35 protein-coding genes and 1 pseudogene are annotated in these 22,532 nt (G+C 60.1%); 34 read left to right on the plus strand and 2 right to left on the minus strand.

Annotation, left to right across the window (positions count from 1 at the left end; translation table 11 throughout):
• The 32 genes and pseudogenes from KQH55_RS03510 to dsbD all read left to right on the plus strand — a co-directional run.
• Positions 1-87, plus strand: a pseudogene (locus KQH55_RS03510) (elongation factor Tu); the annotation flags it as partial.
• 128 nt (positions 88-215) lie between these two features.
• Entirely contained in the window at positions 216-527 is a 312-nt protein-coding gene (gene rpsJ, locus KQH55_RS03515) for a 30S ribosomal protein S10 (protein ID WP_013434780.1), read from the plus strand.
• A 207-nt stretch (positions 528-734) separates the two neighbouring features.
• Complete coding sequence (gene rplC / locus KQH55_RS03520) at positions 735-1,391, plus strand: 50S ribosomal protein L3 (RefSeq protein WP_076787490.1); 657 nt, start codon at positions 735-737, stop codon at positions 1,389-1,391.
• 2 nt (positions 1,392-1,393) lie between these two features.
• The gene (rplD, locus tag KQH55_RS03525) at positions 1,394-2,014 is read left to right on the plus strand and encodes a 50S ribosomal protein L4 (protein WP_076785644.1); all 621 of its coding nucleotides are present in this window, start codon (positions 1,394-1,396) and stop codon (positions 2,012-2,014) included.
• The gene (gene rplW / locus KQH55_RS03530) at positions 2,011-2,325 is read left to right on the plus strand and encodes a 50S ribosomal protein L23 (RefSeq protein WP_076785643.1); all 315 of its coding nucleotides are present in this window, start codon (positions 2,011-2,013) and stop codon (positions 2,323-2,325) included. Before rplD ends, rplW begins: the two co-directional genes overlap by 4 nt.
• A 2-nt stretch (positions 2,326-2,327) precedes the next feature.
• Entirely contained in the window at positions 2,328-3,155 is an 828-nt protein-coding gene (gene rplB, locus KQH55_RS03535; RefSeq protein WP_076796830.1) for a 50S ribosomal protein L2, read from the plus strand.
• Between the two features lie 10 nt (positions 3,156-3,165).
• The gene (gene rpsS / locus KQH55_RS03540; RefSeq protein ID WP_076785641.1) at positions 3,166-3,441 is read left to right on the plus strand and encodes a 30S ribosomal protein S19; all 276 of its coding nucleotides are present in this window, start codon (positions 3,166-3,168) and stop codon (positions 3,439-3,441) included.
• Positions 3,442-3,453: 12 nt separating this feature from the next.
• Complete coding sequence (gene rplV, locus KQH55_RS03545) at positions 3,454-3,783, plus strand: 50S ribosomal protein L22 (protein WP_076785640.1); 330 nt, start codon at positions 3,454-3,456, stop codon at positions 3,781-3,783.
• Positions 3,784-3,794: 11 nt separating this feature from the next.
• Positions 3,795-4,598: a 30S ribosomal protein S3 gene (gene rpsC, locus KQH55_RS03550; RefSeq protein WP_076785639.1), complete on the plus strand. Its 804-nt coding sequence runs from the start codon at positions 3,795-3,797 to the stop codon at positions 4,596-4,598.
• Between the two features lie 2 nt (positions 4,599-4,600).
• Positions 4,601-5,017, plus strand: a complete 417-nt coding sequence (gene rplP, locus KQH55_RS03555) for a 50S ribosomal protein L16 (RefSeq protein WP_076785638.1) — start codon at positions 4,601-4,603, stop codon at positions 5,015-5,017.
• Positions 5,018-5,028: 11 nt separating this feature from the next.
• The gene (rpmC, locus tag KQH55_RS03560) at positions 5,029-5,223 is read left to right on the plus strand and encodes a 50S ribosomal protein L29 (RefSeq protein WP_013434789.1); all 195 of its coding nucleotides are present in this window, start codon (positions 5,029-5,031) and stop codon (positions 5,221-5,223) included.
• Positions 5,220-5,492, plus strand: a complete 273-nt coding sequence (gene rpsQ / locus KQH55_RS03565; protein WP_076785637.1) for a 30S ribosomal protein S17 — start codon at positions 5,220-5,222, stop codon at positions 5,490-5,492. The genes rpmC and rpsQ overlap by 4 nt, the downstream gene beginning before the upstream one ends.
• 298 nt (positions 5,493-5,790) lie before the next feature.
• Positions 5,791-6,159: a 50S ribosomal protein L14 gene (gene rplN / locus KQH55_RS03570; protein ID WP_013434792.1), complete on the plus strand. Its 369-nt coding sequence runs from the start codon at positions 5,791-5,793 to the stop codon at positions 6,157-6,159.
• 10 nt (positions 6,160-6,169) lie between these two features.
• Positions 6,170-6,478 carry a 50S ribosomal protein L24 gene (gene rplX, locus KQH55_RS03575; protein WP_013434793.1) on the plus strand — a complete coding sequence of 103 codons (309 nt, stop codon included), beginning with the start codon at positions 6,170-6,172 and terminating at the stop codon, positions 6,476-6,478.
• 14 nt (positions 6,479-6,492) lie between these two features.
• Positions 6,493-7,032 (plus strand): 50S ribosomal protein L5, encoded by a 540-nt coding sequence (rplE, locus tag KQH55_RS03580; RefSeq protein WP_076785636.1) that lies wholly within the window; start codon positions 6,493-6,495, stop codon positions 7,030-7,032.
• Between the two features lie 7 nt (positions 7,033-7,039).
• Complete coding sequence (rpsN, locus tag KQH55_RS03585; protein ID WP_013434795.1) at positions 7,040-7,345, plus strand: 30S ribosomal protein S14; 306 nt, start codon at positions 7,040-7,042, stop codon at positions 7,343-7,345.
• A gap of 12 nt (positions 7,346-7,357) precedes the next feature.
• Complete coding sequence (rpsH, locus tag KQH55_RS03590; protein ID WP_076785635.1) at positions 7,358-7,753, plus strand: 30S ribosomal protein S8; 396 nt, start codon at positions 7,358-7,360, stop codon at positions 7,751-7,753.
• 21 nt (positions 7,754-7,774) lie between these two features.
• Positions 7,775-8,308 (plus strand): 50S ribosomal protein L6, encoded by a 534-nt coding sequence (gene rplF, locus KQH55_RS03595; RefSeq protein ID WP_076785634.1) that lies wholly within the window; start codon positions 7,775-7,777, stop codon positions 8,306-8,308.
• A 12-nt stretch (positions 8,309-8,320) separates the two neighbouring features.
• Positions 8,321-8,686, plus strand: a complete 366-nt coding sequence (rplR, locus tag KQH55_RS03600) for a 50S ribosomal protein L18 (RefSeq protein ID WP_013434799.1) — start codon at positions 8,321-8,323, stop codon at positions 8,684-8,686.
• Between the two features lie 15 nt (positions 8,687-8,701).
• Positions 8,702-9,220, plus strand: a complete 519-nt coding sequence (rpsE, locus tag KQH55_RS03605; RefSeq protein ID WP_076785633.1) for a 30S ribosomal protein S5 — start codon at positions 8,702-8,704, stop codon at positions 9,218-9,220.
• Between the two features lie 15 nt (positions 9,221-9,235).
• Positions 9,236-9,418, plus strand: a complete 183-nt coding sequence (rpmD, locus tag KQH55_RS03610; RefSeq protein WP_041753260.1) for a 50S ribosomal protein L30 — start codon at positions 9,236-9,238, stop codon at positions 9,416-9,418.
• Between the two features lie 26 nt (positions 9,419-9,444).
• Entirely contained in the window at positions 9,445-9,879 is a 435-nt protein-coding gene (rplO, locus tag KQH55_RS03615; RefSeq protein WP_076785632.1) for a 50S ribosomal protein L15, read from the plus strand.
• Between the two features lie 44 nt (positions 9,880-9,923).
• Positions 9,924-11,258: a preprotein translocase subunit SecY gene (secY, locus tag KQH55_RS03620; RefSeq protein WP_076785631.1), complete on the plus strand. Its 1,335-nt coding sequence runs from the start codon at positions 9,924-9,926 to the stop codon at positions 11,256-11,258.
• An 11-nt stretch (positions 11,259-11,269) separates the two neighbouring features.
• Positions 11,270-11,488 (plus strand): translation initiation factor IF-1, encoded by a 219-nt coding sequence (infA, locus tag KQH55_RS03625; protein WP_004521905.1) that lies wholly within the window; start codon positions 11,270-11,272, stop codon positions 11,486-11,488.
• Positions 11,489-11,508: 20 nt separating this feature from the next.
• Positions 11,509-11,625, plus strand: coding sequence for a 50S ribosomal protein L36 (rpmJ, locus tag KQH55_RS03630; protein ID WP_041754149.1), 117 nt, complete (start codon positions 11,509-11,511; stop codon positions 11,623-11,625).
• Positions 11,626-11,659: 34 nt separating this feature from the next.
• Positions 11,660-12,025, plus strand: coding sequence for a 30S ribosomal protein S13 (gene rpsM, locus KQH55_RS03635; RefSeq protein WP_076785630.1), 366 nt, complete (start codon positions 11,660-11,662; stop codon positions 12,023-12,025).
• 28 nt (positions 12,026-12,053) lie between these two features.
• Positions 12,054-12,458 (plus strand): 30S ribosomal protein S11, encoded by a 405-nt coding sequence (rpsK, locus tag KQH55_RS03640; RefSeq protein ID WP_076785629.1) that lies wholly within the window; start codon positions 12,054-12,056, stop codon positions 12,456-12,458.
• A 148-nt stretch (positions 12,459-12,606) separates the two neighbouring features.
• A complete protein-coding gene (gene rpsD / locus KQH55_RS03645; protein WP_013434810.1) occupies positions 12,607-13,230 on the plus strand; it encodes a 30S ribosomal protein S4 in 624 nt (207 codons plus the stop codon).
• A gap of 133 nt (positions 13,231-13,363) precedes the next feature.
• Positions 13,364-14,341: a DNA-directed RNA polymerase subunit alpha gene (locus tag KQH55_RS03650; RefSeq protein ID WP_076785628.1), complete on the plus strand. Its 978-nt coding sequence runs from the start codon at positions 13,364-13,366 to the stop codon at positions 14,339-14,341.
• 165 nt (positions 14,342-14,506) lie between these two features.
• Positions 14,507-14,902 (plus strand): 50S ribosomal protein L17, encoded by a 396-nt coding sequence (rplQ, locus tag KQH55_RS03655; RefSeq protein ID WP_076785627.1) that lies wholly within the window; start codon positions 14,507-14,509, stop codon positions 14,900-14,902.
• A gap of 155 nt (positions 14,903-15,057) precedes the next feature.
• The gene (gene cutA / locus KQH55_RS03660) at positions 15,058-15,408 is read left to right on the plus strand and encodes a divalent-cation tolerance protein CutA (protein WP_076785626.1); all 351 of its coding nucleotides are present in this window, start codon (positions 15,058-15,060) and stop codon (positions 15,406-15,408) included.
• Entirely contained in the window at positions 15,401-17,266 is a 1,866-nt protein-coding gene (gene dsbD / locus KQH55_RS03665) for a protein-disulfide reductase DsbD (protein ID WP_235090214.1), read from the plus strand. Before cutA ends, dsbD begins: the two co-directional genes overlap by 8 nt.
• 206 nt (positions 17,267-17,472) lie before the next feature.
• On the opposite strand, the gene hemB is transcribed toward dsbD, so the two are convergent.
• Together hemB and yihA are read right to left on the minus strand one after the other, a co-directional pair.
• On the minus strand, positions 17,473-18,474 hold the full coding sequence (hemB, locus tag KQH55_RS03670; RefSeq protein ID WP_076785624.1) for a porphobilinogen synthase: 1,002 nt from the start codon (positions 18,472-18,474) through the stop codon (positions 17,473-17,475).
• Between the two features lie 218 nt (positions 18,475-18,692).
• Complete coding sequence (gene yihA, locus KQH55_RS03675; protein ID WP_076796834.1) at positions 18,693-19,361, minus strand: ribosome biogenesis GTP-binding protein YihA/YsxC; 669 nt, start codon at positions 19,359-19,361, stop codon at positions 18,693-18,695.
• 202 nt (positions 19,362-19,563) lie between these two features.
• On the opposite strand from yihA, the gene KQH55_RS03680 reads away from it, so the two are divergent.
• Complete coding sequence (locus tag KQH55_RS03680; protein ID WP_076796835.1) at positions 19,564-20,223, plus strand: cytochrome c; 660 nt, start codon at positions 19,564-19,566, stop codon at positions 20,221-20,223.
• Between the two features lie 34 nt (positions 20,224-20,257).
• The gene (locus KQH55_RS03685) at positions 20,258-22,522 is read left to right on the plus strand and encodes a cytochrome c biogenesis protein ResB (protein ID WP_235090215.1); all 2,265 of its coding nucleotides are present in this window, start codon (positions 20,258-20,260) and stop codon (positions 22,520-22,522) included.
• Positions 22,523-22,532: the final 10 nt, after the last annotated feature.

The raw sequence follows: 22,532 nt of genomic DNA on the forward strand, positions 1-22,532 counted from the left end.
ATCGCGATGGAAGAAGGCCTGCGCTTTGCGATCCGCGAAGGCGGCCGTACCGTCGGCGCCGGTGTCGTCGCCAAAATCATCGAGTAAAATCGCTGGTTTGCTGTAGCGGTACATTGTAGTGTCCGGAGCGGGCTGCCCGTTTCTCGATTGGGGGCCTGCTTCACGTTCTTTGGTTATGGCGATGCCATATCGCCTCGCTCTTTACAGGAAATGTCATGCAAAAGCAGAAAATCCGTATCCGCCTGAAAGCTTTCGACTACAAGCTGGTCGATCAATCAGCGCGGCAGATTTTCGAGACGGTACAGCGCACCGGCGCGATCCTCGTCGGCCCGATCCCGCTGCCGCGGCGCATCCAGCGCTTTGACATCCTGCGTTCGCCGCACGTAAATAAGACGTCGCGCGATCAGCTGGAAATCCGCACGCACTTGCGTCTGCTGGACATCGTCGATCCGACCGACAAGACCGTGGATGCGCTAATGAAGCTCGACTTGCCGGCGGGCGTTGACGTCGAAATCAAGCTGCAGTAACGCGGCTTGACGGCGCGCCCTGCATGGCGATGGCATGGTGCGCCTAAGTCATTGATTGCTTGCAAAAAACGAAAAGCCTTGCTACAATGCTAGGCTTTTCGCGTATTTGCGTTAAAAAGCCGTGTGACAGGTTGGCATCAGTCTCTTCCTGTTCGCCGGTGTTTCGTAATCAGCCCTGACCAATCGCAGTCGGGAATGGAGAAAACGATGAGCCTTGGACTCGTAGGTCGCAAGGTTGGAATGACCCGTATTTTTACGGCTGACGGTGATTCGATTCCCGTAACCGTGCTAGACGTGTCGGACAACCGCGTGACGCAGATCAAGACCGTTGAAACGGACGGTTATACGGCCGTGCAGGTTACTTTCGGCGAGCGTCGCGCGTCGCGTGTGACCAAGCCGCTGGCTGGTCATCTCGCCAAAGCCGGTGTTCAGGCCGGCGAAATCCTGAAGGAATTCCGCATCGAAACTGACAAGGCGGTCGAGCTGTCGCCGGGCGCGGTGATCGGTGCCGATTTGTTCGAAGTGGGTCAGAAGGTCGACGTGCAGGGCGTGTCCATCGGTAAGGGTTATGCCGGTACGATCAAGCGCTATAACTTCGGTTCGGGCCGCGCGTCGCACGGTAACTCGCGTTCGCACAACGTGCCGGGCTCGATCGGTATGGCGCAGGATCCGGGTCGTGTGTTCCCGGGTAAGCGCATGACCGGCCACCTCGGTGATGTGAAGACCACCACGCAGAATCTCGAGATCGCACGTATCGACGCGGAGCGCAAGCTTATCCTCGTCAAGGGTGCGGTGCCGGGCGCCAAGGGCGGCAAAGTTTTTGTGACGCCGGCCGTTAAGGCTCGCGCGAAGAAGGGGGCGTGACAATGGAATTGAAGCTCCTGAACGACCAAGGTCAGGAAAGCGCGGGTGTGAACGCGTCGGACGTCGTGTTCGGCCGTGACTACAATGAAGCGCTGATTCACCAGATCGTCGTCGCGTACCAGGCGAACGCGCGCAGCGGTAACCGCGCGCAGAAGGATCGCGAACAAGTTAAGCACACGACGAAGAAGCCGTGGCGCCAGAAGGGCACGGGTCGCGCCCGCGCCGGTATGTCGTCGAGCCCACTGTGGCGCGGCGGTGGCCGTATCTTCCCGAACTCGCCGGAAGAAAATTTCGGCCAGAAGGTCAATAAGAAGATGTTCCGCGCTGGCGTCTGTTCGATCCTGTCGCAGCTCGCTCGCGAAGGCCGGCTGTCGGTCGTTGACGACATCAAGCTCGAGGCGCCGAAGACCAAGCTGCTGGCGGCCAAGTTCAAGGCCATGGGGCTCGAGTCGGTGCTCGTGATTACCGATACCGTTGACGAGAACCTGTACCTCGCGTCGCGCAACCTGCCGCATGTGGCGGTTGTCGAGCCGCGTTATGCCGACCCGTTGTCGCTGATCTACTTCAAGAAAGTGCTGGTCACGAAAGCTGCGGTCGCCCAGATCGAGGAGTTGCTGTCATGAGCGAAATGCGCAAGAACGATCATCGTTTGATGCAGGTTCTGCTCGCGCCGGTGATCTCTGAGAAGGCGACGCTGGTGGCTGACAAGAACGAGCAAGTCGTATTCGACATTGCGCCGGACGCCACGAAGCAGGAAGTCAAGGCGGCAGTCGAATTGTTGTTCAAGGTCGAAGTGGATTCGGTCAACGTGCTGAACGTGAAGGGCAAAGCCAAGCGCTTTGGCCGTTTCATGGGCCGCCGCAAGGACGTACGCAAGGCGTACGTGAACCTGAAGCCGGGCCAAGAAATCAATTTTGAAGCGGAGGCCAAGTAATCATGGCACTCGTTAAGCTCAAGCCGACTTCGCCTGGCCGTCGTGCGATGGTGAAGGTGGTCAACAAGGAACTGCACAAGGGCAAGCCGTACGCGGCGCTGCTTGATAAGCAAAGCTCCACGGCTGGCCGCAACAATAATGGTCATATCACGACGCGCCACAAGGGCGGCGGTCACAAGCATCACTATCGCGTGGTTGATTTCCGCCGCAACAAGGACGGTATCCCGGCGAAGGTTGAGCGTCTCGAATACGACCCGAACCGTAGCGCGAACATTGCCCTGCTGTGCTATGCCGACGGCGAGCGCCGTTACATTATCGCGCCGAAGGGCGTAATGGTTGGCGCGCAACTGTTGTCGGGCTCGGAAGCGCCGATTCGTGCAGGCAATACGCTGCCGATCCGCAATATTCCGGTGGGTACGACCATTCACTGTATTGAAATGCTGCCGGGCAAGGGGGCGCAAATCGCGCGCTCGGCCGGTGCGTCGGCGATGCTGCTGGCTCGCGAGGGCACGTATGCTCAGGTCCGCCTGCGCTCGGGTGAAATCCGCCGCGTGCATATCGAATGCCGTGCAACGATCGGTGAAGTCGGCAACGAGGAACACAGCCTGCGCCAGATCGGCAAGGCTGGTGCGAATCGTTGGCGCGGTATCCGTCCGACGGTCCGCGGCGTTGCAATGAACCCGATCGACCACCCGCACGGTGGCGGTGAGGGTCGTACGGCGGCGGGTCGCGATCCGGTGAGCCCGTGGGGTACGCCGACGAAGGGCTTCCGCACGCGTCGCAACAAGCGCACGACGACGATGATCGTCCAGCGCCGTCACAAGCGTTAAGGAGTAGGCAATGGCACGTTCTGTTAAAAAAGGTCCGTTCTGCGACGCCCATTTGCTGAAGAAGGTTGAGGCGGCTGCAGCTTCGCGTGACAAGAAGCCGATCAAGACCTGGTCGCGTCGTTCGACGATCCTGCCGGATTTCATCGGCTTGACGATCGCCGTGCACAACGGCCGTCAGCATGTTCCGGTGTATGTGTCGGAAAACATGGTCGGCCACAAGCTCGGCGAATTCGCGTTGACCCGTACGTTCAAGGGACACGTGGCCGACAAAAAGGCCAGGAAATAAGGGGCAATCAAGATGGAAGTGAAAGCAATTCATCGCGGTGCCCGCATTTCGGCGCAGAAGACGCGCCTTGTGGCTGACCAGATTCGCGGTTTGCCGGTCGACAAGGCGCTGAACATTCTGACGTTCTCGCCGAAGAAGGCAGCGGGTCTCGTCAAGAAGGTGGTGCTGTCGGCGATCGCGAACGCGGAGCACAATGAAGGCGCGGATATCGACGAGCTGAAGATCAAGACGATCTACGTCGACAAGGCGGCCTCGCTGAAGCGTTTCACCGCGCGTGCGAAGGGCCGCGGTAACCGCATTGAGAAGCAATCCTGTCACATCACTGTGACGGTCGGGAATTAAGGGGTCACACGATGGGACAAAAAATTCATCCGACTGGCTTCCGTCTGGCCGTCAGCCGTAACTGGGCGTCGCGTTGGTACGCGAACAATACCCAGTTTGCGGGGATGCTGAAGGAAGACATCGGCGTTCGCGAATACCTGAAGAAGAAGCTGAAGAACGCGTCGGTGAGCCGCGTTGTGATCGAGCGTCCTGCAAAGAACGCGCGTCTGACGATCTTCAGCTCGCGTCCGGGCGTTGTGATCGGCAAGAAGGGTGAGGATATCGAGTTGTTGAAGACCGAACTGCAGCGCCGCATGGGCGTGCCGGTTCACGTCAACATCGAAGAAGTCCGTAAGCCAGAAACCGATGCGCAACTGATCGCCGATTCGATCACACAGCAACTTGAGCGCCGGATCATGTTCCGTCGCGCAATGAAGCGTGCGATGCAAAATGCGATGCGTCTGGGTGCGCAGGGCATCAAGATCATGAGTGCGGGTCGTCTGAACGGCATCGAAATCGCACGGACCGAATGGTACCGTGAAGGCCGTGTGCCGCTGCATACGCTGCGCGCCGACATCGACTATGCGACGTCGGAAGCGAAGACGACGTACGGCATCATCGGCGTCAAGGTGTGGGTCTACAAAGGCGATACGCTCGGCCGCAACGATCTGCCGGTCGTCGAAGAGCCGACGGAAGACAAGCGTGGGCGCCGCAATGCCCGCCCGGGCGATCGTCGCCCGCGCCGTGATGGCGAAGGCGGCGCACCGGGCGCACGTCGGGGCGGTCCGCGCCGTAGTGGTGCCGGTGCTGGCGGCGACGCGAAGAGTGGAGAATAACCATGCTGCAACCGAAACGCAGAAAGTACCGCAAAGAGCAAAAGGGTCGTAATACGGGCGTCGCAACGCGTGGCAATGCGGTGTCGTTCGGTGAGTTTGGCCTGAAAGCGGTCGGGCGCGGCCGTTTGACCGCGCGCCAGATCGAAGCCGCGCGTCGAGCGATGACCCGTCACATCAAACGTGGCGGCCGCATCTGGATTCGCATCTTCCCGGACAAGCCGATTTCGCAAAAGCCGGCTGAAGTGCGGATGGGTAACGGTAAAGGTAACCCTGAGTACTACGTCGCCGAGATCCAGCCCGGCAAGATGCTGTACGAAATGGATGGCGTTAACGAAGAGCTGGCGCGTGAGGCGTTCCGTCTGGCAGCGGCGAAGTTGCCGCTGAAGACGATGTTCGTCGCCCGCCAGATCGGCGCCTAAGGAGTCAAGCGATGAAAGCTTCCGAACTTCGCGACAAGGATCAGGCCGCGCTCAACAAGGAGCTGTCGGACCTGCTGAAGGCCCAATTCGGTCTGCGCATGCAGCTCGCGACCCAACAGCTGCAGAACACCAGCCAGCTGAAGAAGGTCCGCCGCGACATCGCGCGTGTGCGTACCGTGTTGACTGAAAAGGCGAACCAGAAATGAACGATAGCGTTAAAACCTCGCTTAAGCGGACGCTGGTCGGCAAGGTCGTCAGCAATAAGATGAACAAGACCGTGACCGTGCTCGTCGAGCATCGCGTCAAACACCCGATCTACGGCAAGTACGTTGTGCGCTCGAAGAAGTACCACGCGCACGACGAGGCGAACACGTACAACGAGGGCGACCTCGTGGAGATCCAGGAAAATCGTCCGATTTCGAAGACGAAGGCCTGGACCGTGTCCCGCCTGGTTGAAGCGGCGCGCATCATCTGAACGAAGGCGGCGTGAGCCGCCGCAGTATCGCAATAAGTTGTTGCAAGTCCGGGATTATTTGATATAATCTCGGACTTCCCTCATATAAGGGATGCCCCGTCGCGGGTAAGTGGTGGGGCTAAGTTGGCCAGTGCGCGTGTGGGTGGCTGTCATCCGCGCCGCAGGATTCACCGATTGCGATGGCGGGTTTCGTCTGCCGTCGCTGCTGTTCTAACCCAAGCAGCCGATCGGCTGACGGGACCAAGACTGACCGGCCGCGCCATGGTGGCGTGCCGGATTAAGTTGGGAAAGATAAACCATGATCCAGACCGAAACTCGGCTTGAAGTAGCCGATAACACGGGTGCACGCGAAGTGTTGTGCATCAAGGTGCTCGGCGGCTCGAAGCGTCGTTACGCGAGCATTGGCGACATCATCAAGGTGAGCGTCAAGGAAGCCACGCCGCGTGGGCGCGTCAAGAAGGGCGAAATCTACAACGCCGTGGTGGTTCGCACCGCCAAGGGCGTGCGTCGTCAGGACGGCTCGCTGATCAAGTTCGACGGCAATGCCGCCGTGCTGCTGAACAACAAGCTTGAGCCGATCGGTACGCGCATTTTCGGGCCGGTCACGCGTGAATTGCGTAGCGAACGTTTCATGAAGATCGTTTCGCTCGCGCCGGAAGTGCTGTAAGGGAGTCGCGATGAACAAGATTCGCAAGGGTGACGAAATCATCGTCATCGCAGGCAAGGACAAGGGCAAGCGCGGCACCGTGCTGGCAGTTGCGGGCGATCGTGTGACGGTTGAAGGTATCAATCTCGTGAAGAAGCACGTGAAGCCGAACCCGATGAAGGGCACGACCGGCGGTGTGGAAAGCAAGTCGATGCCGTTGCACATCTCCAACGTTGCGTTGGTCGATGCGAACGGCCGTGCGTCGCGGGTGGGCATCAAGGTCGAGGAGGGCAAGAAGGTGCGCTTCCTAAAGACCACCGGTGCTGTGCTGAGCGCCTGAGTCGGGAGTCGAAAATGGCACGTTTGCAGCAGGTTTACAAAGAGAAGATTGTTCCCGAACTGACGCAAAAGTTCGGCTACAAGTCCGTCATGGAAGTGCCGCGCATCACCAAGATCACGCTGAACATGGGTCTGGGTGACGCGGTCGCTGACAAGAAGATCATTGACAACGCGGTGGGTGATCTGACGAAGATCGCCGGTCAGAAGCCGGTCGTGACGAAGGCGCGTAAGGCAATCGCGGGCTTCAAGATTCGCCAGGGCTATCCGATTGGCGCGATGGTCACACTGCGTGGTCGCGCGATGTATGAGTTCCTGGATCGCTTCGTGACAATCGCGTTGCCGCGAGTGCGCGATTTCCGCGGCATCTCGGGCCGGGCATTCGATGGCCGCGGCAACTACAACATCGGGGTAAAGGAGCAGATCATTTTCCCCGAAATCGATTACGACAAGATCGACGCGCTGCGTGGGCTGAATATCAGCATCACGACGACTGCGAAGACCGACGAAGAAGCGAAGGCACTGCTCGCCAGCTTCAAGTTCCCGTTCAGAAACTGAGGTTACCGTGGCTAAACTGGCACTGATCGAACGTGAAAAGAAGCGTGCTCGTCTCGCAGCGAAGTATGCGCCAAAGCGCGCGGCGCTGAAGGCGATCATTGACGATACGAGCAAGTCCGACGAAGAGCGCTACGAAGCGCGCCTGAAGCTGCAGCAACTGCCGCGCAACGCGAACCCGACCCGCAAGCGCAATCGCTGCGCGATCACCGGGCGTCCGCGTGGCACGTTCCGCAAATTTGGCTTGGCGCGCGGCAAGATTCGCGAAATCGCATTCCGCGGCGAGATTCCCGGCCTGACGAAGGCGAGCTGGTAAGGAGCAACATAAATGAGCATGAGTGATCCTATCGCCGATATGCTGACTCGCATCCGCAACGCGCAGATGGTCGAGAAGGCTGCGGTGACGATGCCCTCGTCGAAAGTGAAGGTCGCAATCGCGCAGGTTCTGAAGGACGAAGGCTACATCGACGACTTCGTCGTGAAGGCCCATGGCCCGAAGGCGGAACTGAACATTGCGTTGAAGTACCACGCCGGCCGGCCGGTCATCGAGCGTCTGGAACGCGTGTCCAAGCCTGGCCTTCGCGTGTATCGTGGTCGCAACGAGATCCCGCAGGTCATGAATGGCCTGGGCGTCGCTATCGTGTCCACGCCGAAGGGAGTGATGACCGATCGCAAAGCGCGCGCCACGGGTGTGGGCGGCGAAGTCATTTGCTACGTCGCGTAAAGCCCGACAGGAGAGTGAAACATGTCTCGAGTAGGTAAGAGCCCGATTCCTCTGCCCAACGGTGCTGAGGTGACGCTGGGCGAGTCGCAGATTACGCTAAAAGGGCCGTTGGGCACGATTTCTCAGGCACTGAACCCGCTTGTGAAGGTGATCAACGACAACGGCGAACTGAAGTTCCAACCGGTCGACGAGTCGCGCGAGGCAACCGCGCTGTCCGGCACGATGCGCGCACTCGTCGCGAACATGGTGAACGGCGTGACGAAGGGCTTCGAGCGCAAACTCACGCTGGTCGGCGTTGGTTACCGTGCGCAGGCGCAAGGCGACAAGTTGAATCTGTCGTTGGGCTTCTCGCATCCGGTCGTGCATCAAATGCCGGAAGGTGTGAAGGCGGAAACGCCGTCGCAAACGGAAATCGTCATCAAGGGGATCGACAAACAAAAAGTCGGCCAGGTAGCCGCGGAAGTGCGTGGCTACCGTCCGCCTGAGCCCTACAAGGGCAAGGGTGTGCGCTACGCCGACGAAGTCGTGATCCTCAAGGAAACGAAGAAGAAGTAAAGGTGCGCAATCATGGATAAGACTCAATCTCGCCTGCGCCGTGCTCGTCAAACGCGTATCAAGATCGCTGAGCTGCAGGTTGCGCGTCTGGCCGTGCACCGCACCAACCAGCACATCTACGCGCAGGTGTTCTCGCCGTGCGGTACGAAGGTGGTGGCGAGCGCATCGACCGTCGAGGTCGAAGTGCGCCAGCAACTGGCCGACAAGTCGGGCAAGGGCGGTAATGTTGCCGCGGCCCAGCTGATCGGCAAGCGTATCGCCGAGAAGGCCAAGGCTGCCGGTATTGAATCCGTCGCCTTCGACCGCTCGGGCTTCCGCTATCACGGTCGCGTCAAGGCGCTTGCCGATGCGGCGCGTGAAGCCGGGCTCAAGTTCTAAGGATAGGGATTCGTCATGGCAAAGATGCAAGCGAAGGTTCAGGCCGACGAACGCGACGACGGCCTGCGCGAAAAAATGATCTCGGTCAATCGTGTGACCAAGGTCGTGAAGGGTGGCCGGATTCTCGGTTTCGCCGCGCTGACGGTGGTCGGCGACGGTGATGGTCGGGTCGGCATGGGCAAAGGCAAGGCCAAGGAAGTGCCGGTTGCCGTCCAGAAGGCGATGGAACAGGCCCGCCGTAATATGTTCAAGGTACCGCTGAAGAACGGCACGCTGCAGCATGAGGCGCACGGCAAGCACGGCGCGTCGCAAGTGTTGCTCGCACCGGCTAAGCAGGGTACCGGCGTGATTGCCGGCGGCCCGATGCGCGCGGTGTTCGAGGTGATGGGCGTGACGAACGTCGTGGCGAAAAGCCACGGCTCGACGAACCCGTACAACCTCGTTCGTGCGACGCTCGACGGTCTGCGTCGCCAGTCCACGCCGGCCGATATCGCGGCCAAGCGCGGCAAGAGCGTCGAAGAAATTTTGGGTTAAGGCGGGGTGGTCACCATGTCTGGAAAAACTGTCAAGGTCCAGCTCGTCAAGAGCCTGATCGGTACCCGCGATACGCATCGCGCGACGGTGCGCGGCCTCGGCCTGCGTCGCCTGAACTCGGTTAGCGAATTGCAGGACACGCCGGCGGTGCGCGGCATGATCAACAAGGTCTCGTACCTCGTTAAGGTCATCGGCTAAGCGCGACACGAGCTTAAGGAGTGAATATGGAACTGAACAACCTGAAGCCGGCTGCAGGCTCTAAGCACGCAAAGCGTCGCGTCGGCCGTGGCATCGGCTCCGGCCTGGGCAAGACGGCGGGCCGTGGTCACAAAGGCCAGAAGTCGCGTTCGGGCGGCTTCCATAAGGTGGGCTTCGAAGGCGGCCAAATGCCGTTGCAACGCCGCTTGCCCAAGCGCGGGTTCACGTCACTGACGAAGGAGTTTGTTGGTGAAGTGCGCCTGGGCGACCTGGAAAAGCTGCCGGTCGACGAAATCGATCTGCTGGCGTTGAAGCAAGCGGGCCTCGTAGGCGAACTGATCAAGAGTGCGAAGATCATCGCGACCGGCGAGATCAAGCGCAAGGTCACGATCAAGGGGCTGGGCGCCACGAAGGGCGCGCGTGCTGCAATCGAAGCTGCGGGCGGTTCGTTGGGTGAGTAAGTTGTTGCAGACGCGGTCACTCGGATTTGCTACGGAGAAGGTTCTTGGCTAACAGCCCGACTTTCGCAAAGACTGGACGCGGTGGGCCGAAGTACGGTGATCTGCGTCGGCGGCTGGTTTTCCTGCTGCTGGCGTTGATCGTCTATCGAATCGGCGCGCATATCCCGGTGCCGGGAATCGATCCTGATCAACTGGCCAAGCTGTTCCAAAGCCAGTCTGGCGGCATCCTGGCCATGTTCAACATGTTCTCGGGTGGCGCGCTGTCGCGGTTCACGATATTTGCGTTGGGGATCATGCCGTATATCTCGGCATCGATCATCATGCAGCTGCTCGTGATCGTGTCCCCGCAGTTGGAAGCGCTGAAAAAGGAAGGACAGGCGGGCCAGCGCAAGATCACCCAGTACACGCGCTACTTCACGGTGGCGCTGGCGACGTTTCAGGCGTTCAGTATTGCGGTTGCGCTTGAGAATCAGCCGTACTTGGTGATCGATCCGGGCATGATGTTCCGGCTCACGACGGTGGTGACGCTGGTGACCGGCACGATGTTCCTGATGTGGCTCGGCGAGCAGATCACCGAGCGCGGCTTGGGCAACGGGATTTCGATCATTATCTTTGGCGGTATCGCGGCGGGTTTCCCGAACGCAATCGGTGGATTGTTCGAACTGGTGCGCACTGGATCGATGAGCATCATCTCGGCGATCATCATCGTCGTGCTGATTGCCGCGGTCACGTATCTGGTCGTGTTTATTGAACGGGGACAGCGCAAGATCCTTGTGAACTATGCGAAGCGCCAAGTCGGTAACAAGATCTATGGTGGTCAGTCGTCGCACCTGCCATTGAAGCTGAACATGTCGGGTGTGATTCCGCCGATTTTCGCGTCGTCGATTATCCTGCTGCCGGCGACGATCGCGAACTGGGTCAGCTCCGGCGCGAACATGCGTTGGCTGCATGATCTGGCGTCGACGTTGGCACCGGGGCAACCGGTGTACGTGATGTTGTACGCGTTGGCTATTGTTTTCTTCTGCTTCTTCTACACCGCGTTGGTGTTCAATAGCAAGGAAACGGCCGACAACTTGAAGAAAAGTGGTGCCTTTGTTCCGGGGATTCGCCCGGGCGAGCAGACCGCGCGTTACATCGACAAGATTCTCACCCGTCTGACGCTGGCCGGGGCGATCTATATCGTATTCGTGTGCCTCTTGCCCGAATTCCTGGTGCTGCGCTGGAACGTGCCGTTCTACTTCGGCGGCACTTCGCTGCTGATCATCGTTGTCGTGACGATGGACTTTATGGCGCAGGTGCAGTCGTACGTTATGTCGCAACAGTATGAATCGCTGCTCAAGAAAGCCAATTTCAAGGGCGGCAATCTCCCGATGCGTTGAGCACAAGGAATATGGCCAAAGACGATGTCATTCAGATGCAGGGCGAGGTCATTGAAAACCTCCCTAATGCAACATTCCGGGTCAAACTGGAAAACGGCCATGTCGTGTTGGGACATATCTCCGGAAAGATGCGGATGCACTATATCCGGATCCTCCCGGGCGACAAGGTGACGGTGGAATTGACGCCTTACGATCTGTCTCGTGCGCGGATCGTATTCCGGGCGAAGTGATTGAGAAAAAGGGTAATATCATGAAAGTGATGGCATCGGTTAAGTGCATTTGCCGCAATTGCAAAATCATCAAGCGCAAGGGCGTCGTGCGCGTCATTTGCAGCTCGGATCCGCGTCACAAGCAGCGCCAGGGCTAAGGCCACGCTTGCGCTTTTTGTTTGAGGAAAAACAATGGCTCGTATCGCAGGGGTTAACATCCCAGTTCACAAGCACACCGTGATCGGCCTTCAGGCGATTCTCGGTATTGGTGCCTCGCGCGCACGGTTGATCTGTGCGTCAGCTGGCGTGGACACTTCGAAGAAGGTCAAGGAACTGACCGACGCGGATCTCGAAAAGCTGCGCGATGAAGTCGCGAAGTTCGTCGTCGAGGGCGATTTGCGCCGTGAAGTGACGATGAACATCAAGCGCAAGATGGACATCGGTTGCTACGAAGGTGTCCGCCATCGCAAGGGTCTGCCGATGCGCGGTCAGCGCACGCGCACGAACGCCCGTACCCGTAAGGGTCCGCGTCGTGCAGCCCAAGCGCTGAAGAAGTAAGCGGAACTGACAGTTACAGGAAAACGTAATGGCTAAGGCTTCGAACAGCAGCGCGGCGCAACGCGTTCGCAAGAAGGTCAAGAAGAACGTCGCCGAGGGCGTAGTACACGTCCATGCGTCGTTCAATAACACGATCATCACGATCACGGACCGTCAGGGCAACGCACTGGCGTGGGCGACGTCGGGTGGTCAAGGGTTTAAGGGTTCGCGCAAGTCGACTCCGTTCGCTGCACAGGTTGCCGCCGAGTCGGCCGGCCGCGTCGCGTTGGAGTATGGCGTGAAGAATCTCGAGGTTCGGATCAAGGGTCCGGGCCCGGGGCGCGAATCGGCGGTTCGCGCGCTGCACGGCCTTGGCATCAAAATCACGGCGATTTCCGATGTGACGCCGGTGCCGCACAACGGATGCCGTCCGCCGAAGCGCCGCCGCATCTGATGCAAGCAAGCGTATTGGAGCCTGTTGCCGTGCACGGCAGCAGGCTTGCTGCATTGAATTTATCAACTAAGTCCACCGTTCGGCCCAAAGGGCGCGAACTAGCGCAGATCGGCCAGATCCGCGTAAATCAACGTTAAGGAATTGCAAAGTGGCACGCTATACCGGTCCGAAAGCAAAACTGTCCCGCCGCGAAGGCACCGATCTGTTCTTGAAGAGCGCGCGTCGCTCGCTCGCCGATAAGTGCAAGCTCGATAGCAAGCCGGGTCAGCATGGTCGTACGTCGGGTGCACGCACGTCCGACTATGGTCTGCAACTGCGCGAAAAGCAAAAGGTGAAGCGGATCTACGGCGTGCTCGAGCGCCAGTTCCGTCGTTACTTCGCCGAAGCCGATCGCCGCAAGGGCAACACCGGCGAAACGCTGCTGCAACTGCTCGAGTCGCGTCTGGACACGGTCGTGTATCGCATGGGCTTCGGCTCGACGCGTGCTGAAGCGCGTCAGCTGGTCAGCCACAAGGCGATCACCGTGAACGGCCAAGTGGCGAACATCCCATCATTGCAGGTGAAAGCTGGCGACGTGGTGGCCGTGCGTGAGCAAGCGAAGAAGCAGACGCGGATTCAAGAGGCGTTGTCGCTGGCCGAGCAAAACAACTTCCCGGGCTGGGTGTCGGTCGATGCGAAGAAGTTTGAAGGCACCTTCAAGCACGTGCCGGAGCGTAGCGATATTGCCGGCGACATTAATGAAAGCCTGATTGTCGAGTTGTACTCGCGCTAATCGTATCGACGGCCGAGCTGCTTGTCCGCGCGGGTGCGCCCGTGTGCGCCGGTGGCCCGGCTGTTCGTTTTTCAGGTTGTCACCGGTCAGCCTTATCGGTGTAACGAGCCGAGGGTATTGAAAAGGAAAACCTATGCAAACCAGTTTGTTGAAGCCCAAGATCATCGCAGTGGATTCGCTTGGCGACAACCACGCGAAAGTGGTCATGGAGCCGTTTGAACGCGGTTATGGCCACACCTTGGGTAATGCGCTCCGGCGTGTTTTGCTATCGTCAATGATCGGCTATGCGCCGACCGAAGTGACGATCGCCGGCGTCGTTCACGAGTATTCGACGCTCGACGGTGTGCAAGAGGACATGGTCAACCTGCTGTTGAACCTCAAGGGCGTGGTGTTCAAGCTGCACAACCGCGATGAAGTGACCGTCACGCTGCGCAAGGAAGGCGAGGGTGTCGTGACCGCCGGTGACATCGAAGTGCCGCATGATTGCGAGGTCATCAATCCGGAGCACGTTATCGCCCATCTATCCAAGGGCGGCAAGCTCGACGTGCAGATCAAGGTCGAGAAGGGTCGTGGCTATGTGCCGGGCAACGTGCGCCGCTATGGCGACGAAAGCACCAAGGTCATCGGTCGCATCGTGCTCGATGCGTCGTTCTCGCCGGTTCGCCGAGTCAGCTACGCGGTCGAGAGTGCACGGGTCGAGCAGCGTACCGACCTGGACAAGCTCGTGATGAACATTGAGACCAATGGTGTGATTTCGCCAGAGGAAGCGATTCGTCAATCGGCTCGCATCCTAGTCGACCAGTTGTCAGTGTTCGCGGCGCTGGAAGGCACCGAAACGACGGCTGAAACGCCGTCGCGCGCACCGCAGATCGATCCGATTCTGTTGCGTCCGGTTGACGATCTCGAGCTGACAGTGCGCTCCGCGAACTGTCTGAAAGCCGAGAACATCTACTACATTGGTGATCTGATCCAGCGTACCGAAAACGAGTTGCTGAAGACGCCGAACTTGGGCCGCAAGTCGTTGAACGAGATCAAGGAAGTGCTCGCTTCGCGTGGTTTGACGCTCGGCATGAAGCTGGAGAATTGGCCGCCGGCTGGCCTCGATAAGTAATCGGCGGGCGTTGCTGCCCGTTGTAATGAACTGGCAACGACGCGGATATTCTTTTAGAATCCGCGTCTTGTCTTATCCCGTACCGGCCCGTGCGCGCTCCTCGTATCTCATATCGAGTCGCGCAATAGAAGAGCTGGATCAAAACTTTGAATCAAGGAAACTGAAATGCGTCACCGTCACGGTTTGCGGAAACTGAACCGCACGAGCAGCCACCGCTTGGCGATGCTCCGTAATATGTCGAATTCGTTGATCGAGCATGAAGTCATTAAGACGACGCTGCCCAAAGCAAAAGAGCTTCGCAAGGTCGTCGAGCCGCTGATCACGCTGGGCAAGAAACCATCCGTCGCGAACCGCCGTCTTGCCTTTGCGCGATTGCGTGATGACAAGTCGGTATCGAAGTTGTTCGAGGTGCTCGGTCCGCGCTACGCTACGCGCCCGGGTGGCTATCTGCGGATCCTGAAGTTCGGCTTCCGCGTCGGCGACAACGCACCGATGGCGCTGGTTGAGTTGGTTGACCGTCCAGTCGTCGAGGAAGCAGCGGAAGCGGCAGAAGCCGAATAAACGCTGCGTCCGCAAATCAAAAAGGCCAAGCTTAGCTTGGCCTTTTTGTTACATGGCGCACTTGGAGGCGAGTTTGGCGCACGAGCATGGCACGCACGGGTGTTACGATATCGCGGTAGAGGCGGCGTGTTCAACAGGTCGTCGCTCATCATTCAATGATGCCGGAGGAACATGTGACATCGACCGTCATCCTGATGCTTACGACATTACCCGATGCCCAGGCGGCGTCGACGCTTGCTCGCACCGTATTGGATGCCCGGTTGGCGGCCTGTGCGACGCAACTTGCGCCGTCGCGCTCGGTCTATCACTGGCAAGGCGAGCTCGAGCACGCGGACGAGGTGCCGCTGTTGTTTAAGACGGCGGTGACACGTGCGTTCGAGTTGGAAAAGTTTATTGCCGCAAATCATCCGTATCAGACGCCGGAGATTCTGTCCTGGTCCGCTGCGTCGTCGCCTGCCTACGCGTTGTGGGTCGACACGGAGACATCACGTCCGACATATGTTTAGTCCGTCTTTCAGACGTTCAGCCGCCGCGTCGTGGTTGACCGGGATCGCGCTGATTATCGCAGCGCTGTGGGCAACCCTGGCGTCCCGCGCCGCGTGGGCGAGCGATGGGTTTCTCGATCCACAAGACGCGTTTCAGTTCAGCTCGCTCGAAAAGCCGGGGACGGTCGAGTTGCATTTCCGCATTGCCGACGGCTACTACCTGTACCGTGAACGCTTTGCGTTTGCCGTCAGATCGGGCGATGCCGCGCTGGGGGTGCCACAGCTGCCGCCCGGCAAGGTTAAGTTCGACCAGACCTTCAATAAGGACGTCGAGACGTACCGCGGCAACCTTGTCGTCACGGTGCCCATTACCCGCACGGGCGGCGCATTCGATCTTATCGTGACGTCGCAGGGCTGCGCGGACCAGGGGATTTGTTACCCACCGGCCGAGCACGTCGTGCATCTGAGCGGCCCGGCGGTAAAGGCTGGCGTGGCAGGTGCGACGACGACCGGTGGCGGCAACGCACGATCGGGTCCGTTGATCGAGCGCTTTTTCAGCGCCGACGATGCGCAGGCAGTGTTGCAACAGGACGGATTATCGGCCGTGCTGGCGTTTTTCTTTGCCGGTGGCATTGTGTTGAGTTTGTTTCCCTGCTCGCTGCCAATGATTCCGATTTTGTCATCGATCATTGTTGGCCAAGGGGCTCACGTGACGCGTGCGCGCGGCTGCACGCTGTCAGTAGCCTATGTGCTTGGCATGGCGCTGGTGTACGCGCTGCTCGGCGTAGCGGCCGCGGCGATCGGCCAAAGTCTCGGGGCGTGGTTGCAGAATCGCTGGGTGCTCGGTGTCTTCGCGATACTGATTGCGGGGATGGGGGGCTTGTTGTTGGCTGGCCGGGATATTCAGTTGCCACAGGGGCTGCAGGATCGCGCCAATGCGCTATCGCAGCGCCAGGCGGGGGGGCGGTTTGCAGCCGTCTTTGTCATGGGGGCGTTGTCAGCCGTCGTTGTCGGCGCATGTATGACCGCGCCGCTAGCTGCGATCCTGCTATTCATCGCGCATACCGGCAATATCGGCGTGGGCGCCGCGTCGCTGTTCGCGATGGGCCTCGGCAATGGCGTGCCGCTGTTGGTCGTTGGGATCGGGGCTGGTGCGCTGCTGCCGCGTGCAGGTCGCTGGATGGACGCCGTCAAGCGCATTTTCGGCATGATGCTGCTGGCCGTTGCGCTGTGGCTCGTTACACCGGTGTTGCCTGGCACGATCTCGATGTCGCTGGCGGCGCTGTGGCTGATGGTCACGGCAGCGCTCCTGCGGCTTTTTGATCGCTCGGCCGGCACGGCATCGATTGCGGCGCGATTGAGCAAGGGCCTGGCCGCGGCGCTTGCCGTGTGGGCTGTCGCGCTGCTGGTTGGAGTGGCTGCCGGTTCGTCGGATCCGCTCAGACCGCTCGCTGTCCTTGCCGGCGCGCGGACCGGGCCCGGGACCGCCGCAACGATCGCTGCCACTGTACCTGCGTTTGCCCCGGTCACGTCGACGGCACAGCTAGACCAGGTGCTGGGCGCAGCGCAGCGGCCTGTGATGTTGGATTTCTATGCGGACTGGTGCACGAGTTGCAAGGAAATGGAGCAGTTCACGTTCAGTGACGAGCGTGTGCGGACCAGATTGGCCTCGATGGACCTGCTGCGTGCCGACGTCACCGCGAACCACGCCGACAATCAGGCGTTGCTGCGGCGCTTCCGGCTGTTCGGACCGCCAGGAATCGTTTTCTTCGACGCTCAAGGCCGGGAACTGGCTCGCTTCGTCGGCTATCAGTCGCCGGAGCTTTTCCTGAAAAGCCTGGACCGCCTGATTGGCACCTCGTCTCCTGTCGCCGGCTAAGCGTCATAGAGCGAGCGCTACCGGCGATGTAACGCCGGATCATGCCAGAAGCGGGTCCTGCCGCTGGATTGCCCTAGCTGGGCCACCTTCGCAGGCTTGCGTTCGCTGGATCGCCCTTGCTAACTTGCTCTGGCTGGCTTGTGCCCGTTGGATCGCTCTCGCTGGCTTGCGTCCATTGCGATCGCGCCCATGCGAGGCGGGCGGCATCATCGATGCTGTTCCCGCAGGATACGGGCGGCATCCAGTGCAAAATAGGTCAGCACGCCATCCGCGCCAGCTCGCTTGAACGCCAGCAACGATTCCATGACGACCTTGTCGTGATCCAGCCAGCCATTTTGCGCGGCGGCTTTCAACATCGCGTATTCGCCGCTGACCTGATACGCATAGGTTGGAAAGTGAAATGTCTCTTTCACGCGGTACACGACGTCCAAATACGGCATGCCAGGCTTAACCATCACCATGTCCGCGCCTTCCTCGATGTCCAACTGGACCTCGCGCAGCGCTTCATCGCCATTGGCCGGGTCCATCTGGTACGTCATCTTGTTGCCCTTGCCCAAATTGGCCGCCGAGCCGACCGCGTCGCGGAACGGACCGTAAAAGGCCGACGCATACTTGGCTGCATAAGCCATAATCCGAGTATGGATATGGCCTTCGTTCTCGAGCATTTTGCGGATCGAGCCGATCCGGCCGTCCATCATGTCCGATGGCGCCACGATATCGACGCCGGCCTGCGCTTGCGTGCGCGCCTGCTCAACGAGGATGGCCGACGTCACGTCGTTGATCACGTAGCCATGCTCGTCCAGCACGCCGTCTTGTCCGTGGCTCGTGTATGGATCCAGCGCGACGTCGGTTAGCACGCCAAGTTCGGGAAAGCGGCGCTTGAGTTCGCGCACCGCCCGCGGGATCAGCCCGTCAGGGTTGGTCGCTTCCTGCCCGTCCGGTGTCTTCAGCGCGGGTTCGATCGCCGGGAACAAAGACAGCACCGGGATGCCGGCCTGGACACATTGTTCAGCCACGCCCATTAACAGATCGACTGACGTACGTTCGACACCCGGCAATGAGGCCACTGGTTGGCGAACCCGCGTGCCTTCGACGACGAATACCGGGTAAATCAGATCATCCGTCGTCAGGTGGTTCTCACGCATCAGGCGACGGGAGAAATCATCGCGACGCATGCGGCGCGGACGGTACTGGGGAAAGAAGCTCATGGGAGTGCGTATTCGAGTCGGTTGTCGGTGTCGGATAGATGGCGGTGCCCAAAACTTTTCAGGCCGTTGGTATATCATATCGAGCGAGGGCCGCACGATGTGCGGAACTCCCCGCTTCTCCTCCCTGAGCGGGTGCCTGTCGTTCTACGATTAGGCTGTTGACCCGCCGCGTGACGGCGGGTTTTTTTATCGGCATCCCCTTTATCGGCACTTCATGCCTATTTGCTCGCGTCGGGGCCGGATTGCGCATCCGCTTGCGAAGCGGCGTCAGGTGCCAGCCAGTGCTCCAGCAGTGCGTGAGCCTGGTCCAGGCCGATACGCTTGAGGGCTGAGAACAGCTGTATCGTGATCTCGCTGCGCAGACCGGCAGCCTGGTAAGCGGTGGCGGCTTTTTGCGCAGCGCGTAGAGCATTCATGCTTTCCTGTCGCGTCAATTTGTCGCATTTGGTGAGCAGCACGTGGATCGGCCGCGCGGTCGCGCCGAACCACTCGACCATGCGCCGGTCCAGTTCCGTGAACGGCCGCCGTGAATCCATCACGAGGATCAGGCCGCGGATTTGCGGCCGCGTCGTCAGGTAGGTGCTCAGTAACGCTTCCCAATGCGCCTTCGCAGCGCCGGGCACTTCGGCATACCCGTACCCGGGCAGATCTACCAGATGCGCGACGGGCGCGTCCGCCGGCCCGACCGCGAAGTAATTGATATGCTGTGTGCGCCCGGGCGTCTTGCTCGCGAACGCCAGCCGCTTCTGGTTGCATAACACGTTGATCGCCGTGGACTTGCCGGCGTTGGAGCGGCCAGCGAACGCCACTTCCGGCTGTATCGTCGCCGGCAGGTCGCGCAGATGGTTGACGGTCGTGAAAAAACGGCACTGATGTAGCAAGGGCATGAGATCACCAACAAGGCGGCGCAATGCAAGGGCAGTGGCCGGGCAATCCCGGGCTGGCATCATCGCGAATAGCGCGTTATTGTACAATGCGACGGTTTACTGACGATTCGATTGCGTGCCCGCCGGGTCGCCGGAGGCTGCCTACCGTCGTTTGTTGCAGAACCTCAGTTCTCTTCCCTACAAGACGAAACAAGGTGTGCGAATGAACCGATTGAGCAGGTCTGTGGTCGTGCTTCAGATGTTGGCAGGAATCGGTGCCGCGTCAGGATGGGCGGGGTTGGCAGGAGCGGCGGATGCGCCGGCAAAGCCGGACCTCAACCGAGGACAGGCCATTGCCGCCCAGGTGTGTGCGACGTGTCATGGCACGGACGGTAACAGCGCGAGCGGGGCATTCCCGAAGCTTGCCGGGCAGCACGCGGACTATACCGTTAAGCAATTGAGCGATTTCAAGACGCAGCCGGGCGCGGAGCAACCGGAGCGCAAGAACGACGTGATGGCACCTTTTGCCGCTGCGCTGTCAGACCAGGACACAGCGAACGTGGCGGCCTATTTCGCGTCGCAGCAGCAAACGCGCGGATTCGCGAGCGACAACGCGTTAGTGGCGGTGGGCCAGCGGATCTGGCGCGGCGGTATCCTCGAAAAGGGCGTGCCGGCGTGCGCGGGTTGTCATGGGCCTGCCGGCGCGGGGATTCCGGCGCAGTATCCGCGCCTGGCCGGGCAGTGGAGCGACTACACGATCGCGCAATTGAGGGCGTTCGCGGAAGGCACGCGCAACAACAATGTGCCGATGAGCCAGATCGCGGCACGGCTCAGTGATCATGAGATCAAGGCGGTGGCCGACTACATCAGCGGCTTGCGGTAATGCGGCGGCGGGCAGCGTCCGAATGGAGTGTGAATTGAGTGTTTCAACATCGGGCGTGCAGATTCGTACCGAACACCGGATTGTGCGCGACGCGATCGAGTTGCTCAGCTCGATGCGCTTTGCGATCAGCCTGTTGGTCATTCTGGCGATCGCGAGCGTCATCGGCACGGTGCTGACGCAGGAAGACCCCTACCCAAACTACGTCAACCAATTTGGTCCGTTCTGGGCCGACATCTTCCGCGCGCTCGGGCTATACACGATGTACAGCGCGTGGTGGTTCATGCTGATTCTCGCGTTCCTGATCGTGTCGATCTCGCTGTGCGTGATTCGCAATGCGCCGAAGATGATCGCCGACATGAAAAGCTGGAAGGAACGCGTACGCGAGGGCAGCTTGCGCGCATTCCACCACAACGCGGAGTATGTGGCAACGATGGACCGGGAACACGCCGCGCAGGCGCTCGGCGCGCTCGTGCGCCGGCTCGGCTACCAGATGCGAGCCGTGCCGCGCGACGAACCCGACGGGACGGCAACGCTGATCACTGCCAAGCGTGGCGCATTTAATAAGCTCGGCTATATCTTCGCCCATCTGGCGATCGTCGTCATTTGCCTCGGTGGGTTGCTCGACAGCAACCTGCCGATCAAGCTGCAAATGTGGCTATTTAACAAGACCCCTGTGCAGTCCAACCAGGTGATCAGCCAGATTGGCCCGGAGCACCGGTTGTCGGCGTCCAACCCAACCTTTCGGGGCTACGCCTGGGTGCCGGAAGGCCAGCATGTGTCCACGGCAATACTGAACCAGCAGAACGGTTCCCTGATCCAGGATTTGCCGTTCTCGATCGAGTTGAATAAGTTTATCGTCGACTATTACTCGACTGGCATGCCCAAGTTGTTCGCCAGCGACATCGTCGTGGTCGACCATGATAGCGGCAAGCGCATCCCGGCGCGTGTCGAAGTCAACAAGCCGTTCGTCTACGACGGCGTGGCTATTTACCAATCCAGTTTCCAGGATGGTGGCTCGACCATGCGCATGAGCGCTTACCCGATGACTGGCACCGGCAGCCAGCCCGTGCCGCTTGCCGGGACGATCGGCGTATCGATGCCACTGGAATCGCTCGGACAGGGCGACACCGTCGAGTTCACGGATTTTCGTGCGATCAATGTCGAGAACGTGTCCAACGGCGCTGGGCAGAATGATGCGCGCGGCGTATCGCATCAATCGCTCAAACAGGCGTTTGATGAACGGTTGGGATCAGGCGCGAAGACCTCGAAACCGGTGGAGCTGCGCAATGTCGGCCCGTCCGTGCAGTTCAAGATTCGCGACAAAAGCGGGCAGGCACACGAATATAACAATTACATGCTGCCGGTGCTAATCGATGGCCAGCGAGTGTTCCTGGCAGGCATGCGCAGTCGTCCCGATGATCCGTTCCGCTACTTGCGCATTCCGGCGGACAACGCCGGCTCCGTCAATGAATGGATGCGGTTGCGCGCAGCGCTGGCGGATCCCGCCGTGCGCGACGAGGCAGCGCGCCGATTCGCCGTACGATCGATACCATCGGCCAGCAATAGCGCATTGCAGGGCCCCTTGCGCGACAGCGCCCAGCGCGTGCTCAACCTGTTCGCCGGCGGCGCGCGCCCCGACAGCATGCCCGCCGGTGCGCCCCCGAACGGCGGATTCCAGGCCGTGGCCGAGTTCATTGACCATTCGGTGCCCAGCGCGGAGCAGCCAAAAGCAGCCGAGTTGTTGTTGCGGATGCTCGAAGGGGCGATCTGGGAAGTGTGGCAGATTGCGCGGGAGCGCGCCGGGGAGCCGCCTGCGCTGTCTGACGCTGACAATACGCGTTTCATGCAAAGCGCCATTAACGCGTTGTCGGACAGTTTTTTCTACGGCGCGCCAGTGTACCTGCAACTTGACTCCTTCAAGCAAGTCCAGGCGTCGGTGTTTCAGCTGACCCGCGCGCCCGGCAAGCCTCTCGTGTATCTTGGCAGCATCCTGCTCGTGCTGGGCATCTTTGCGATGTTCTACGTGCGCGAACGCCGCTTGTGGATCTGGCTCAAGCCCGAAGGACAGCACGGCGGCACCCGTGTCCTGATGGCCATGTCCACGGCCCGCAGAACGCTCGATTTTGTTGGCGAATACGCGCGCATGCGCGACGCGCTTGGTGCGGTGCTGGGTGTGCGGCCGCTCGATGTAGGCCCGTCGCATGTTGCCACGTCCAATGCCGCTACGTGTTCGTCCAATGCCGGCGACGACGCGCCGTCGTCGCAAACGAGCGACACGTCGGCACCCACCTCCTTGTGATCCCCGCAAA

The sequence above is a fragment of the Mycetohabitans sp. B3 genome (assembly GCF_021498065.1).
Taxonomy (GTDB): Bacteria; Pseudomonadota; Gammaproteobacteria; order Burkholderiales; family Burkholderiaceae; genus Mycetohabitans.